This window comes from Paraburkholderia sp. A1BS-2L, assembly GCF_051125205.1.
GTDB lineage: Bacteria > Pseudomonadota > Gammaproteobacteria > Burkholderiales > Burkholderiaceae > Paraburkholderia.
The window spans coordinates 304,068-316,196 of sequence record NZ_CP120431.1 but is presented as its reverse complement, the minus strand read 5'-3'; the positions used below and the strand labels follow the sequence as shown (position 1 = coordinate 316,196).

Here is a 12,129-nt window from a genome sequence, read left to right as displayed (position 1 = left end):
GCATTCGGTAATGGAGGCAATGATAGCGCGAAGCGCACTCCCGTCAGCCATCACGCCATCGGGTTGCGCACCGCCCCCATCGAACTCCGGCGCAGCGCCTGCACTACAATTGCCCACTCGCGCCCGCTTCAAGCCGCACCACGCGGGCCGCCTCTCCAACGAAATCCGCCCCGCATGCGCCTCCTTCACACCTCAGACTGGCATCTGGGCCAGAACTTCATGGGCAAGAGCCGCCAGGCCGAACATCAGCAGCTCATCGACTGGCTGATGGTTCAAGTCGACGCGCACGCTGTCGATGCGGTCCTGATCGCCGGCGACATCTTCGACACCGGCACGCCGCCGAGCTACGCGCGCGAGCTCTATAGCCAGCTTGTCGTGCGCCTGCACGCGGCCGGCGTGGCGCTGCTGCTGCTCGGCGGCAATCACGACTCGGTGGCGACGCTGCGCGAAAGCAGCGCGTTGCTGGAGCAGCTCTCGGCAAGCGTGGTTCCGGCCGCCGATGCGCCCGCGAACCAGGTGCGCGTGTTGCCGCAACGCGGCGGCGGCGGCGCGGGCGCCACGCCGGGCTGCGTGGTTTGCGCGGTGCCCTTCATTCGCGCGCGCGACGTCACGCAGAGCGAATATGGCCAGAGCGCCGAGCAAAAGCAGCAATCGCTGCAACTCGCTATCCAGGCTTACTATCAGGCCGTCCACGCGCAAGCGCAGAGCACGCGCAAACTATTGAGCGCGCAGCTTGGCCGCCATGTCCCGCTCATCGCCACGGGCCATCTCACCACGGTGGGCGCGAGCGCGAGCGAATCGGTGCGTGAGATCTACGTGGGCGCGCTCGATGCGTTCCCCACCAGCGCTTTCCCGGACGTCGACTACCTCGCGCTCGGGCATATCCATCGGCCCCAGAAAGTGGGCGGCCTCGCGCATATCCGCTACAGCGGTTCGCCCATCGCGCTGAGCTTCGATGAAGCCGCGCAACAGAAGGAGGTCCTGCTCGTCGATCTGGGCGAGACTGGCCTCGAAGCCGTCACGCCCCTTCCGGTGCCGGTGTTTCAGCCGCTCGTCGCCCTGCGGGGCAATCTGAAGTCGCTGCCCGGCGCGTTCGCTCAGGTCGCTCAGGTCGCTCAGGTCGCTCAGGTCGCTCAGGTCGCTCAAGCCGCGTGCGACGCCTCGCCGGAGCGGCCCGTCTGGCTCGAAGTAACGGTGGCCGAAGACGACTATCTGGCCGACCTGCCCGCGCGCATCCAGGCGATGGCCGAAGGCCTGCCGCTCGAAGTGCTGCGCATTCGCCGCGAACGCGGCAATGCCGTGGCGCAGTGGTCGGGCAGCGCGGGCGTGACGCTCGACGAGCTCGATCCGCTCGACGTGTTCGCGCAGCGTCTCGCACACGAAACGCTGGAAGACGACATACGCGCCGCGCTCACCGAGCGCTACAAGAGCGTGCTCGTCGCCACCGTGGAGGGCGAGGCATGAAGATCCGCAGCCTGCGCCTGAAGAACCTGAACTCGCTCAAGGGCGAGTGGCATATCGACTTCACCCAGCCGCCCTTCGCCGATAACGGCCTCTTCGCCATCACCGGGCCCACGGGGGCCGGCAAGTCCACACTGCTCGACGCGATCTGCCTCGCGCTCTATCACGAAACGCCGCGCCTGAAGACGGTGTCCGCGTCGGCGAACGAGATCATGACGCGCCATACCGCGGACTGCCTCGCGGAAGTGGTCTTCGAAGTGAAGGGTGGCGTGTATCGCGCGTTCTGGAGCCAGCGCCGCGCGCGCGACAAGGTCGACGGCGCATTGCAGGCGCCGCGCGTGGAGTTGGCGAGCGTGTTGCCCGGCGGCGCAGGCGGCGACACGATCCTCACGACTCACATCAACGAGAAACTCAAGCGTGTGACGGAAATCACGCGGCTCGATTTTCCGCGCTTCACGCGCTCGATGCTGCTCGCGCAAGGCGGCTTTGCGGTGTTCCTCAACGCCAGCGCGAACGACCGCGCCGAATTGCTCGAAGAGCTCACCGGCACCGAAATCTACGGCGACATTTCGCGCAAGGTATTCGAGCGCGCGGGCGAGGCGCGCGACGCACTCAAGCAACTGCGCGCCAAAGCGGACGGCATGGAACTGCTGAGCGCCGAACAGCGCGCGGCGATGGAGCAGGAAATCGGCACGCTCACGGGCCAGTTGAGCGCGTTCGCCACGCACGCGAAAACGCTGCATGCCCAGCGCCAGTGGCGTCGCGAACTCGCTCAGGCCGAAACCGATGCGAATTCGGCGCAGGCGCGCCTGGCCACGGCGGTGAGCGCGCTTGATGCCGCCGCGCCCGAACTCGGGCGGCTTGCGGCAAGCGAGCCAGCGGAAGCGCTGCGCCCCGCGTTTCAAGCTGCGCAGCAAGCGGAAGCAGCATGCCGGCAATCCAGCGCGGACCTCGTTGCGTTGCACCGCGACCGCACGCAGCGGCTCACTGCGCAACGGCGCGCGTACGGCAAGACCACCGCGCTTGCCGCGAGCCTCGCGCGTGGCGCACGCGCGGAATTCGAAAAGCTCGATGCGCAGAAGCAGCAACTCGATGCCTTTTGCCGCGCCAATGAAAATCTCGCGCAGCTTGGCGAGCGGATCGGCGCATGGCGTCAGCAGTTCGATCAGCGCCGGCGCATGCAAGCCGATGTTGCCGCGCGGGAAAAACTGCGCGCCGATCTGCAGCGGCAACAAGGCGAACAGCGCGCGCAACGCGAAAAGCATGCTGCGAAGCTCACCGCCGCCGAGCGCGCCAAAGCCGAGTCCGACGCAAACGTGCAAAAGCTGGATGCCGCGCAAGCCCAGCGGCTTGCGGGCCGGCCGCTCGCGCAACTGCGCGACGCATGGCAGGCGGGACAAGCAACGTTCACCCGCTGGCAGCAACTGGAAGCCGTGGCGGAGCGCCGCCGTGCGATCGCCGCGGAAACGCGCGCGCTCGCGGCCAATCTGGCGCGCGTGGAGCGGGAGATCGACGCTCGAGACGCCGGGCTCAAGACGTTGCAGCAGACGCATGCGCAATGCCGGGCTCGCGAGGCCGACAAGCAGAAGCTGCTCGAACAGGAGCAAATCATCCGCAGCCTCGCGCAGCACCGCGAGCAATTGCGGCCCAGCGAGGCCTGCCCGCTCTGCGGCTCGCACGAGCACCCGGCAATCGAGGCATATCGCGCACTCGATGTGTCGGCGACGCAAACGGCTTTGCAGGCGATTCGCGCGGAGCTGCAGGTCTCCGAGCGGAGTCTGCGCGAAGGCTCGGAGGCCTTGTCGGCGCTGCGCGCGACCCAGGCACAGCAGCGTGCGCAGCACGAGCAGCTCGCCACGCGCGGCGCTCAGGGCCGCGAGGAATGGGACGCGATCGTCGCGATGCTCCCCGCGCAGCCCGCAACTGGCGAGACGGGCTGGCAAGATTCGGAAGGCATTGCAGCGGCTCGCGAATCAGCCGGGAAAACTTCGCAGCAACTCAAGCAGCATCTGGAGGCCGCCGAGCAGGCAGAGGAAGCGCTCGCTCGCGCACGCGAGGCAAACAACCGTTGCTCGGACGCATTGCAGGCGGCGCGCGCTGATGCAGCGTTGCTGGAGCAATCGCTCAACGCCATGCAGGCGCGGCTTGCCGAGATCGCACATGAACGCGACGCGCTGCAAGCCGACCTCGACCGCGAGGCCAGCACCTTGCTCGACGCGGTGCGCGCAGGAGGCTACCAGCTCGAAGCCGTCCCCGAAGACACGGCTTCGTGGCTGCAAGCACGCGAGGTCGAATGGCGCACGTGGCAAGACACGCAGCGCCGCCTGCAAGCGCTCGAACAGGCGCTCGTGCGCCAGCGCGTGCAATGCGACGCCGCGCAGGCGCAAGTCCAGGGATGGCGCGAGCGCTGCAAGGCCGTCGGCATGGAAATGTCGACGTCCGAACCAATTGATCCGGCACGCCGGAACCAGACGGCCTCCCTGTTCGACGACATCGATCACAGCAGCGATAGCGAGGAAGATGCCTCAGCGGAAGCATTCGAAGCCGGCGTGGCGCGCGCCGATGCGCTCACGCGCGAACTGGACACGCTCGACGGCCAGCGCACCCATCTCGAACGCACGCTCGCACAGCAGCGCGCCGCGCTCGACGAAGCCACGCAAACATGGCAAGCAGCGCTCGCCAACAGCCCGTTTGCCGATCACATCGCGTTCCTCGCGGCGCTGTTGCCTGCCGAGACGCGCAAGCAGCTTCAGACGCTCAAGCAGCAACATGAGCAAGAGCAACAGACAGCTGGCGCGCTGCTGCAAAGCGTGCGCGACAAGCTCGCACGCCTGCAAGCGCAAGCGCTCACCGAGGCCAGCGCCGACGCACTGGACGCGCAACTCGAAACGGTGGAGAAGGAAAGCGCCGCGCTCACCGAACGGTTAGGCGAGCAACGCGGGCTGCTCGCACGCGATGCGCAGCAGCGCGAAAGCCAGCGCGCGCTATTCGAGCAAATCGAAGCGCAAACCCAGGACGCCGATCTCTGGCAACGGCTCGACGCGCTGATCGGCTCCGCAAGGGGCGACAAGTTCCGCCGCTTCGCGCAAGGGCTCACGCTCGACCATCTGCTCGCGCTCGCGAACCGCCATCTCGACCGCCTGCACGCGCGCTATCTGCTGCGCCGCAAGTCCACGGGCGAACTCGAACTGGAGATTGTCGACGGCTGGCAGGCCGACGCCACGCGCGACACGCGCACGCTTTCGGGCGGCGAGAGCTTCCTCGTGAGTCTCGCGCTGGCGCTCGCGCTTTCGGATCTGGTGAGCCACAAGACCTCGATCGATTCGCTGTTCCTGGACGAGGGCTTCGGCACGCTCGACGGCGATACGCTGGAAATCGCGCTCGATGCACTCGATACGCTCAACGCCAGCGGCAAGATGATCGGCGTAATCAGCCACGTCGACAGCCTCAAGGAGCGCATTGCCACGCAGATCCGCGTGGACAAAGGCGGTGGGATCGGCCACTCGCGGCTATCGATCCACGCGCGCTAAGGCGAATCCGCCGCGCGCGCTTCAGCCCTGCCCGGCCTTGTGCGTGGCAATTTCGAGCATCTGCAGGCCCAGGTCGTCGTGGCCGCGCGCCACGAGCGCATCGCCTGCGCCGTGTATGTCGCGCGCGTCCTTGTTCTGTCCGAGCTTGCGCTTGCCCACGAGGCGCGTGATCTCGATCTCCAGCCCCACAATGGCCTTGAGCATGGTGTCGAGATAGTCCTGCGGCGCATCACCCATTTTCCAGGGCCTGGCCTCGTTCGCCTCGTGGGTGCGCGTGAGGCGCGCCACCACGCCGCGCACGAATTTTTCGTCGTCACGAATGCGGATGCGGCCATGCGCGTGCACCACGACATAGTTCCAGGTGGGCACCTGGCGGTGCGTCTCGTGTTTGCTCGGGTACCAGGTGGGCGAAACATAGGCGTCGCCGGCGCGAAAGATGGCTAGCACTTCGCCGCCGTCGGCCACTTCCTGCCAGAGCGGATTCGCGCGCGCGACATGCGCGTGCAGCGTGCCGAGCGCGCCTTCATTGGCAAGGAGTTCGAACGGAATGTGATTGGCGTCCAGGCCGTTTGCGCCGTGCGTGACGAGCGTGCCGAACGGATGCTGCGCGATGAGCGCGTGCAGGACCTCGGTGCGGGACTCGTCGAAATGGGCTGGGACGTACATGGCGGCTCCACGGGTGGGCGGGCGCTAACGGTGTGCCGACCCGCGCGCCCTGCGAGAATAATCCATCTATTGTCGCGCCAAACCGGCCCGTGCTGTAGAGCCAGCGCGGGCCATCTTCGAGGGACCAGCCGCAGACTTCATGCCGCTAGCGTTCGCCACGGCGCACCATGAGGCGGCCGATATCCCGCTTCCCTTGACGATATCTGGAATTGACCGCGCATCCCGGTTTTGCACCCGCCCGGAACCCTCAGCGCGCAAAGTACCTGTCGTGCAGCGCCTCGACATCCACCTCGTTCGCGCGCGCCGCGAACGTAACCTTGCCGCCCTGCATCAGGTAGACCTGATTCGCCAGCCGCAACGCCATATGGGTGTTCTGCTCGACCAGCACGATCGTGCGGCCCGCCGCCTTCAGCCGTTCGAGGATCGCGAACACCTCCTGCACCATCACGGGCGCGAGCCCGAGCGATGGCTCGTCGATCAGCATCAGTTGCGGCGCGGACATCAGGCCGCGCCCGAGCGCGAGCATCTGCGCCTGGCCGCCCGAGAGCGTGCCCGCAGGCAACGCGCGGCGCTCCTTGAGCAGCGGAAAAAGCGCGTAGACCTCCTCGATCTGCCGGGCGGCCCCGGCGCGGCGCGTCTTCGCGAATGCGCCCAGCATGAGGTTCTCCTCGATCGACATATCGCGGAAGATCATGCGGCCCTCGGGCACCATCGCAATGCCGCGCTGCGCCATCTGCCACGTGGGCACACCCCCAAGCGGTGCGCCGTCAAACAGGATCTGCCCGTGCTCGACCGGCACGAGCCCCATGATCGCGCGCAGCAGCGTGGTCTTGCCCGCACCGTTCGGGCCGACGATGGTGGTCACCTCGCCGCTCGCCACGTTCAGCGATACGTCCCATAGCACGTTGATCGCGCCGTAGCCCGCGCGCACTTTGACGATGTCAAGCATGGGCCGCCTCCCCGGTGTAGCTGCGCACGACCTCCGGATCTCGGAACACCTCGGCGGGCGGCCCGTCGGCGATCAGCTTGCCGAAGTTGAGCACAGCCACGCGGCGGCACAGGTTCATCACCGTCTCGATGTCGTGCTCGATGATCAGGATGCCTACCTGATAGCGCTCATGCACGTCGATCAGTGTCTTCATGAAGCGCCGCTTGGTTGCCGTCTCCAGGCCGCCCAGCACTTCGTCGAGCAGAAGCAGCCTGGGATTGGTCGCTAGCGCCTTCGCTACTTCGAGCGCCTTGAGCTCGGTGAGCGCCAGTTCGGTCGCCGCGTTGCGCTGCGCCTTGCCGGCGAGGCCCATGAATTCGAGAATCTCGTCGATGCGCGCGTCGTCCACGTGGCCGGCGCCAAAGCGCTGCGAGACCACGAGGTTCTCGCGCACCGTGAGTTCGTGCAGGGGCTGCGGCACCTGGAAGGTGCGCCCGATGCCCATGCGCGCACGCCGGTACAGCGGCGTCTTGAGCAGGTCCACGTCCGCGAAGCGGATCGAGCCGCTGGTGGGACGCACGAGCCCGGAGACCGCGTTGAACAGCGTGGTCTTGCCCGCGCCGTTCGGGCCGACGAGGCCCACCACGTCGTGCGTGTCGAGCGTGAGCGAAACGCCGCTCACCGCCGTGATGCCACCAAAGCGAATCGACACGTCCTGCAGTTGCAGCGCAGTCTTGCCTTCAGCCTGCTGCATAGACACCTCGCCGGGTACGTTTCAGGCGCAGCGCGGTCAGCCCCGCCGGGCTCACGATGATCATCGCCACGAGCAGCATGCCAAGTACAATCTGATGCCCGGTGGGCAACAGGCTCTTGAGCACCAGTTGATCGATCAGATACACCGACACCGCGCCCACCAGCGGCCCGAGTATGGTGCGATAGCCGCCGCAGATCGCCGCGATGATGGGCACCACGGCCCAGCTCGCGTTGAAGGCATAGTCGGGTTCGAGAAAGTTGATGTAGTGCGCGTTGAAAGCGCCCACGAGACCCGTCATGAGCGCGGAGAGCATCAGCATCGCGAGTTTGAGCATCACGCTGTTCACGCCCACCACGCGCGTGGCGTCTTCCGATTCGTGCATCGCGCGCAGCGCGAGCCCCACGTTGGAGCCGCGCAGCTTTGCATAGATCAGTGCGAAGACCAGCACGATCGTCAGGATGATCAGATAACCGCCGACCTTGCTGCCGAAGTCGAAGCCCGCGACTTCAGGCAACGATGGAATGCTGGAGAGGCCGCTCGCACCGCCCGTGAGGCCGGACCATTCGGTCGCGACGATGCGGAAGATTTGCGCATACGCGAGAATGGCCAGCGCGAAGTACGGCCCCCGCAGGCGCAATGCCGGCGCCATGGCAAGCGAGGCGATAACCGCGCCCACGCCGCCCGCCGCGATTGCCGCGAATACGGGCCAGCCCGCCTTCAGCGTGAGCAGCGCCGAGATATAGGAGCCCACGCCGAAGAATGCGCTGTGCCCGAAGCTCACCATGCCGCCGAGGTTGCCGAGCAAGGCCCACGCGAGCGCGATGGCCGCGATCGTGAGCGAGGCCACGGCCAGGCTCATCAGGTAGAGGTTGTGCCCCAGCGCGAGCGGCACGGCCACATAGAGCAGCGCCAGCGTCATGGCCAGCGCGACAAGACGCGCGGCGGGCCTGGAGGCGCGTGCCGCCTGCGGTTTCGACGCCAGTTTGGACATGGTGGTCATCGGCCTCACCCTCTTCTCTTCGCCACGCCGAACAGGCCGTTGGGCAGCACGTACAGCACGATCAGGAACAGCAGCATGCCGGCCAGTTCCTGCAATGCGGAGCTCGCGAGCGTGACGGTCAGCGCCTCGGTAATGCCTAGCAGCATCGCGCCCGCCAGCACGCCAGGTATCGAGCCCACGCCCGCGAGCACCGTGATGATGAACGCCTTCACGGTGAGCGCCTCGCCAATCGAAGGCTGCACGGCGCTCGACGCATAGATAGACACGCCCGCGCACGAGGCCAGCACGCCCGCCACGATGAACGAGACCAGTTCGGTCTTGCGAGGATCGATGCCCATGAGGCGCGCGGCGTCGCGGTTGCTCGAGATCGCGCGCACCGCGCGCCCATACCACGAGCGCGAGAGCCACCACCAGAGCGCGAGCATCAGCACGACGCTGATGCCGAACGACAGCACTTCGCTGCGCATCGCAAGCAGATTGCCTAGCATCACGCTGTCTTGCAGCCAGGGGTTGCCGGTCGAGCGCACGTCGGCGCCCCAGCCCAGCAGCACCGCGTTGGTGAGCACGATGCCGATGCCGTAGGTGAGGATCAGCGAGTTCAGCTCCCGGTCGCTCTTGATGCGGCTCACCAGATGCCACGCGGCCACCGCGGCCGCGCATACCACCGGAATCGCCGCTGGAATTGCGAACACGGGGTTGAGGTTCAGGCGCGTCTCGAACGTATAGGCGATATAGGCCGCCAGCAGCACGAATTCGCCATGCGCGAGATTGATGACGCGCATCGAGCCGAACACGAGGGCAAGCCCGAGCGCGACAAGTGCATACGCACCGCCCACGAGCACCCCCGAGTACAGCGATTGCAATACGAGTTCGCTCATCGCGACCTCCTCTTTCAAATCCGCGATTGCGAAAAAAGCGGCGCGCTCACCATGGCAGCGCCGGATAGTTGAGCTTGCCCGTAGCGTGCTCCTTCGGCCACACGATCACGATGCGTTCGCCCTGAATCTGCGCCACGTAGTTCACGAACGAGGGGTTGTCGCCATTCGCCGCGAAGCTCACCTTGCCGATCAGCGTGTCCTGCGGTTTCGCGCGCAGTTCCGCGGCAATGCCGTCTTTCTTGAGCGTGCCGGCGTCGGCGGCGCGCGCCATCGCGTTGAAGAGCAGCGTCGATTGCACGAAGGCGAACTCGGCGGCGTAGTCCGGTTCCTTCTTGTACGCGGTCACGAAGGCGTCGACGAAGGCCTTGCCCTCGGCGCTCGCGAACTGCACCGGATACGGCAACATCGCGCAGCCGATCACGTTGTTCACGAGGTCGGGAAACTCGGCGGCCATCTTCGGCGTGGCAAGCGACCATGTGCCCATCACCGCCTTCAGTTGCGGCTTGAGAACCTTCGCCGCGCGCAGGATGCCGATATAGTCGTTTTCGTAGCCGATCATCAGCATGACTTCGGGCTTGTCCTGCAAGCGGATCTTGTTCACGAGCGGCTTGAAGTCCGTCATGGTGGGATCGAACGCATGCACCGTGACCGTCACGCCCTTAGCGCGCAGCTTCGTGGAGACGTCGTTGCTCAGGTCGGTGGTCGCCTGCTTTGTCGAGGCGACGATCGACACCGACTTCACGCCCATCGCATCCAGCTGCGCCAGCACGGCCTTCGAATAGCCCGATGCGGGGCCCACCCGAAAGAAGCGCTTGAGACCGCGCGAGGTGATCGCACTGTCGACGGCGCCCGAGGTGATGTAGACGAGACCGGCCTTGTCGGCGGCTTCCGAAGCCGGGCTCACGGCGTTCGAGCCGTAGCCGCCGGTAATCGCCAGCACGCCTTGCGAAGCGAGCTTCTCCACGGCGGAGACGGCCTTGGCCGGCTGCGCTTCGTCGTCGATCACGGTGAGCGCGATTTTGTGCTGGCCGTTGCTGCGATTGAACAGGTCGGCCGCAACCTTGATGCCTTCGAGCTGCGCGGTGCCCGCGCGCGCCATGGCTCCCGTGAGCGGCAACTCGACGCCCACCGGCAACACGTCGGCGAACGCGGACGGTGTGCCGGCTAGCAGCGCGAGCGCACATGCGCCAAGGTTGATCATTGCGCGTGCGAACTCGCGCCCTTTGCCGCGCCCGGCGTTGTTCGTGTTGCGAGAAGTGCTGCGGGACATCGAGTTCTCCAAACCGGTTTTATGGCGTTTTTTATAGCGTTATTGCGCGAGAACGCGCGGGCTCACCACGGCACGCCCGGATAGACGGGTTTCGCGGTGGCGTACTGTGCCGGCCAGACGAGCGCGAGCTGACCGTTGGCAGCGAACTGGCCCATGTGCGCGACGTAGTGCGGGTTGTCGCCGCGCGCATCGAAGCTCACCTTGCCGATGAAGGTGTCGTCGCGTTGCGTGGCGCGCAGGGTGTCGGCAAGGCCGCCCTTGTCGAGCGTGCCCGCCTTCTGCGCGCTGGCGACAGCGTCGAACAGCAGTTGCGCGTAGACGAACGAGGTTTGCGACTGATAGTTCGAAACGGTCTTGAAGAGCCGCTGATAGGTGTCCGAGAAGTCGCGCTGATCCGCCGAGCGATAGTCGGCGGGTGAGGCAAGCACCGTCGCGCCGTACACGTTGGGCACGAGTTCGGGAAACGACTGCGCCAACTTCGGGCTCGCGAAGGCCCACGGCGCCGCAATCGCCTTGACCTCGGGCTTGAGCACGCGCGAGGCGCGCAGAATGCCCACGTAGTCGTTCTCGTAGCCGAGCATGGCCATGGCGTCGGGCTTGTCCTGCAGCTTCACCTTGTTGATGAGAGGCTTGAAGTCGCGAATGGAAGGGTCGTAGGCATGCAGGTACGTCGTCACGCCCTTGGCCTTGAGCGCCGCATCCAGTTGGCGCGCGAGGTCGCTAGTCGCGTCCTTGGTCGAGTAGACGATGGCCACCGACTTCACACCGAGCGTCTCGAAGAGTCCCGCCATGCCCTTCGTATAACCGGGCGTGTTGCTCACGCGAAAGAAGTTCTTGAGACCGCGCGTGACCATGTCGTCGCTGGTGCCGCCCGAGGTCACGTAGACGAGCCCTGCCTTGCTCGCGGCCTCGGAGGCCGGGCCCGCGCAATTCGAGTTCGCCGCGCCCGCGATGGCGACCATGTGCTGCGAGGCAAGCTGTTCGACCGCCGCTACGGCCTTGGCGGGGTTCGACTCGTCGTCGATGGTGACCAGCGTGATCTTGTCCTGAGGATGACGCCGGTTGAACATGTCGGCGGCCACCTGAATGCCGCGGTACATCTCCGTGCCGGCCTGCGCGAGCGGCCCGGTGAGCGGCAGTTCGACGCCCACTTTCCATTCGGAGGCGTGGGCCTGAGCCGGGGCGAAGAGGCCGCTCAGTGCGGCGAGTGCGGCGAATGCCTGCGCGACGCGCGGCTTCAATCGAGTCATGTCTCCTCCGGTGCCTCGAGGGCTTTTGTGTGAAGGCTTATCGTATCTTTTTATTTCGCATATCGAATCATTATTCGGTGGCCTCGGTCCAACGGGCCGACTGGCACACCGGGCTTGCCACTATCGAACAGGTGCCAGTGTGGTCGAGCGCCGCCACGCTAACAATTAGTTTTCGGGAAAGCCGGCGTTCGGCTCGGTGGAAGTCGGCAATTGCCCCTAGGTGCGCGCCTGAGGGTGGCCGTTGCGCCCGACAGCCAAGGGAAAACCCTCGGCCGCGTTCGGCGCTCGCATCGACGCCGCCGATCAATTGCATACGCAACTACTGCACGCACATCACGTCATTTCCAATTTCGAAATGAACTGATGCGCGAATCGGAACGGCCTGCGCGTAT

General features: G+C 66.0%; 9 protein-coding genes. 2 read left to right on the top strand and 7 right to left on the bottom strand.

Annotation, left to right across the window (positions count from 1 at the left end; genetic code table 11):
• The first annotated feature begins 174 nt into the window (after positions 1 to 174).
• Positions 175 to 1,464, top strand: a complete 1,290-nt coding sequence (gene sbcD, locus P5W98_RS31305) for an exonuclease subunit SbcD (RefSeq protein ID WP_434718546.1) — start codon at positions 175 to 177, stop codon at positions 1,462 to 1,464.
• Positions 1,461 to 4,991 (top strand): AAA family ATPase, encoded by a 3,531-nt coding sequence (locus P5W98_RS31300; RefSeq protein ID WP_421028311.1) that lies wholly within the window; start codon positions 1,461 to 1,463, stop codon positions 4,989 to 4,991. Before sbcD ends, P5W98_RS31300 begins: the two co-directional genes overlap by 4 nt.
• A 21-nt stretch (positions 4,992 to 5,012) precedes the next feature.
• Here the strand turns inward: P5W98_RS31300 and P5W98_RS31295 are convergent, their stop codons facing one another.
• From P5W98_RS31295 to P5W98_RS31265, 7 genes are all read right to left on the bottom strand, one after another.
• Positions 5,013 to 5,657, bottom strand: coding sequence for an FMN-binding negative transcriptional regulator (locus P5W98_RS31295; RefSeq protein ID WP_421028310.1), 645 nt, complete (start codon positions 5,655 to 5,657; stop codon positions 5,013 to 5,015).
• Between the two features lie 247 nt (positions 5,658 to 5,904).
• Entirely contained in the window at positions 5,905 to 6,606 is a 702-nt protein-coding gene (locus P5W98_RS31290) for an ABC transporter ATP-binding protein (protein ID WP_421028309.1), read from the bottom strand.
• The gene (locus P5W98_RS31285) at positions 6,599 to 7,339 is read right to left on the bottom strand and encodes an ABC transporter ATP-binding protein (protein WP_421028308.1); all 741 of its coding nucleotides are present in this window, start codon (positions 7,337 to 7,339) and stop codon (positions 6,599 to 6,601) included. The genes P5W98_RS31290 and P5W98_RS31285 overlap by 8 nt, the downstream gene beginning before the upstream one ends.
• The gene (locus P5W98_RS31280) at positions 7,326 to 8,339 is read right to left on the bottom strand and encodes a branched-chain amino acid ABC transporter permease (RefSeq protein ID WP_421028307.1); all 1,014 of its coding nucleotides are present in this window, start codon (positions 8,337 to 8,339) and stop codon (positions 7,326 to 7,328) included. Before P5W98_RS31280 ends, P5W98_RS31285 begins: the two co-directional genes overlap by 14 nt.
• A gap of 5 nt (positions 8,340 to 8,344) precedes the next feature.
• Entirely contained in the window at positions 8,345 to 9,217 is an 873-nt protein-coding gene (locus P5W98_RS31275) for a branched-chain amino acid ABC transporter permease (protein ID WP_421028306.1), read from the bottom strand.
• A 46-nt stretch (positions 9,218 to 9,263) separates the two neighbouring features.
• Positions 9,264 to 10,487, bottom strand: a complete 1,224-nt coding sequence (locus P5W98_RS31270; protein WP_421028305.1) for an ABC transporter substrate-binding protein — start codon at positions 10,485 to 10,487, stop codon at positions 9,264 to 9,266.
• 62 nt (positions 10,488 to 10,549) lie between these two features.
• Positions 10,550 to 11,737, bottom strand: a complete 1,188-nt coding sequence (locus P5W98_RS31265) for an ABC transporter substrate-binding protein (protein WP_421028304.1) — start codon at positions 11,735 to 11,737, stop codon at positions 10,550 to 10,552.
• Positions 11,738 to 12,129: the final 392 nt, after the last annotated feature.

Excerpts from the sequence above, each read along its gene's own strand:
- P5W98_RS31290 (WP_421028309.1), bottom strand. The coding sequence starts at position 6,606 with ATGCTTGACATCGTCAAAGTGCGCGCGGGCTACGGCGCGATCAACGTG.
- P5W98_RS31295 (WP_421028310.1), bottom strand. The coding sequence starts at position 5,657 with ATGTACGTCCCAGCCCATTTCGACGAGTCCCGCACCGAGGTCCTGCAC.
- P5W98_RS31285 (WP_421028308.1), bottom strand. The coding sequence starts at position 7,339 with ATGCAGCAGGCTGAAGGCAAGACTGCGCTGCAACTGCAGGACGTGTCG.
- P5W98_RS31300 (WP_421028311.1), top strand. The coding sequence starts at position 1,461 with ATGAAGATCCGCAGCCTGCGCCTGAAGAACCTGAACTCGCTCAAGGGC.
- sbcD (WP_434718546.1), top strand. The coding sequence starts at position 175 with ATGCGCCTCCTTCACACCTCAGACTGGCATCTGGGCCAGAACTTCATG.
- P5W98_RS31275 (WP_421028306.1), bottom strand. The coding sequence starts at position 9,217 with ATGAGCGAACTCGTATTGCAATCGCTGTACTCGGGGGTGCTCGTGGGC.
- P5W98_RS31265 (WP_421028304.1), bottom strand. The coding sequence starts at position 11,737 with ATGACTCGATTGAAGCCGCGCGTCGCGCAGGCATTCGCCGCACTCGCC.
- P5W98_RS31280 (WP_421028307.1), bottom strand. The coding sequence starts at position 8,339 with ATGACCACCATGTCCAAACTGGCGTCGAAACCGCAGGCGGCACGCGCC.
- P5W98_RS31270 (WP_421028305.1), bottom strand. The coding sequence starts at position 10,487 with ATGTCCCGCAGCACTTCTCGCAACACGAACAACGCCGGGCGCGGCAAA.